This is a genomic window from Nocardia sp. NPDC004722 (genome assembly GCF_053601505.1).
Genome location: NZ_JBSGBY010000889.1, coordinates 1 through 2,519, shown reverse-complemented (window position 1 = coordinate 2,519; position 2,519 = coordinate 1). Strand labels below are relative to the sequence as shown.

The following is a 2,519-nucleotide window of genomic DNA, read 5'->3' as shown; positions in this document are numbered from 1 at the left end:
CGCGCCCGGTCGGCCTCCCCGAGCGCCCGGTAGGCGTCGCCGAGATCGGCCAGCACGGTGGCCAATTCGAGTTCGTCGCCGCCGGTGCGGGCCAGCGCCGCCGCCCGCCGCAGCAGGGTCACGCGGCGCAGCGGGTCGCTGGTGGCCGCCAGCAGTCGCAGCGACACCCCGCCGGTGTGATGGACCTCGGCCCCGCCGATGGCGTCCAGGTGCCGGGTCGCGAAATTCTGGGCCTGCCAGTGCTGTCCGGCGCGCAGGCTGGCCGTGGCCAGGTCGTTGCGCCAGGGCGCGAGCCAGGGGAAGTCCATCCCCCACTCGTCCATGAGCCGCCCGCAGCGCCGGAAGTGCCGCAGCGCCTCCTCGGTCCGCCCGGTGGCCAGGCAGTGTTCGCCGTGAGCGCGCAGATAGCCCAGCGCGAAACGGGATTCGAACAACGCGCGCGGCACCGGCCGCTCGAGCTGCGCGGCGGCCTCGGTGTGACGGCCCTGGGCGGTGCGCGCCCGCACCAGCACCGCGATCGGCCGCCCCAGCCACACCCCGAGCTGCTCGGCGGGCAGCAGATTCAACGCGACCGTCGCATGCCCGGCGGCCTCCTCCAGATTCCCCTTGCGCAGCAGCGTTTCCGCCCGCGCCGAAGCGAACAGCGCCTGCCAGGTCGGTGCACGCCGCGCGGTCGCCTCCGCCAGCAGCGCGGTACACCAGGCATCAGCCGCGTCGAGGCGGTCGGTATGCAACAGGCAGTCCACCGCCGCCACCAGCACCTCGACGGTGGCCGGGGTGAGCCGATGCTGGGCCAGAATGCGTTGCGCGGCAGTGGCAGTCGCGGCCGCCGGCCGTTGCTCGCACAAACCACGCAGCAACGCCGCGGCCTGCCGATGCGGTGAATCACGTTCCAGCAGCGCCGAATCCCGGCCGGGCGGTGCCGAATCCCGTCCACCGAACACCGAACCCGGCCCGGGCGGTGCCGAATCCCGACCCGATGGCGGCGATCCTCGGCCCGGCCGTTCCGAATCCCGTCCCGGCCGCGGTGAGCCCCGGCCTGGCAAGGTCGAGCCCCGGTCCCGCAGCACTGGATCCCGGCCAGGCGGTTCCGAACTCCTGCCCGGCAGCCCCTGATCCCGGCCCGGCACTTCCGAATTCCGCCCCGTCCGGGTCGAATCATGGCCCGGCAGTTGCGGATCCTGGCTCGGCGGGGGCGGATCGGGCTCGGTCCAGGGGTGTCGTTGCGCGGTGACCGGGTGGGTGTAGCGCAGCCAGGCGCCCAGGAAGTCGAGGCGGTCGGCGCCTGCGCCGTCGGGGGCGCGGCGTAGCCGCAGCAGCGCGTGGTCGGCGTGTAGGACGTAGCCGTGCCAGAGCATTTGCAGCACCGTCATGGGCAGGTCGGCGGCGGGGACGCGGCCGGTGCGCAGTGCCGCCTTGAGGCGGCCGAAGTTGCGGGTGCGGCTGGACGGGTTGAGCCGCCATTCCACCCCGACCAGGCGGGTCGCGATGGCCGCCCGCTCGTCGGCGCGGCGGCTGGCCCGATAGGCCAGCTCCAGATGTGCTGCGGCACTGTCGAGTTCGTCCGCGTCATAGGCGTCGTCGGCGACTTCGAGCAGCACCTGTGCCGCCCAGGAGCCGCGTGCGTCGCCCGCCGCGACCAGATGCTCGGCCACCACGTCGGCGGGCAGGCCCGCGCGGCACAGCAGCTCGGCCGCGGCGGCGTGCAGGGCCCGCCGCTGATCGGGCGGCAGTTCCCGCAGCACCCGCGCGGCCATCTCCGGGTGCGCGCGGCACTGCCCGACGATCAGTCCGGCGTTCGCCAATTCCGTGACCACCGTGCGGATTTCGGCGATATCGGCCTCCAGCAGCGTCGCCACCCGATCGAGCTCGGCGGCGTTGCCCAGCACCGCCACCGCCCGCGCGACCCGTAGTCGCGCCGCGTCCGGCGTGACGGCCGGACAGTGCATCTTCCCGCCGGCCCCCACCGGCATCTCCCCTCGGCCTCGAGCGACCGACCGCGCCATCTGACGTCCCTTCACCGATCGGATGCGCCCGGCTGAGCGACATGGCACGGCGAGCTTCGGTGTGCGGGAGCGGCATCATTGCAGCGAGGGCGCGTACGGCGCCCAGGATCAGCCGGGGCACAACGGTTCCGGTGGCCCGGTCGGGCGAGCGCTGCCCGCCGGGGCGAATTCACCGGATGAAATCTACTGCCAAACAGTCTATTTCAGATTTACCTGCGACATGGTGTCAGCGGAGACCAGCGCCTGCGGGCGATAGACCAGCGCGGCCGCGGAATTCTCGTCGGCCGCCAGGAACACCACCGCGCGCGCCTCGTCGAGCATGCCCTGTCCGGCCGCGCTCAGGTAGGCGTGCACCGGGCCCGCCGAGTACGGGTCGCCCAGGAACGGGTCGATGCCCGCGACCGCCGACGAGGGCAGACCGACCCGGTAGGCCACCCGCTCGCGGAAGCCGGGTATGGGGGCGGGCGCGAGCAATACCGCTGCTCCGGTGGCGAATTCGCCGGGATCGAGCCG

The 2,519-nt window shown here is 73.5% G+C and carries 2 pseudogenes; both read right to left on the bottom strand.

The window, feature by feature from the left end:
* Nucleotides 1-1,967: pseudogene (locus ACWELQ_RS43575) on the bottom strand (hypothetical protein); the annotation flags it as partial.
* A gap of 237 nt (nt 1,968-2,204) precedes the next feature.
* Nucleotides 2,205-2,519, bottom strand: a pseudogene (locus tag ACWELQ_RS43570) (hypothetical protein); the annotation flags it as partial.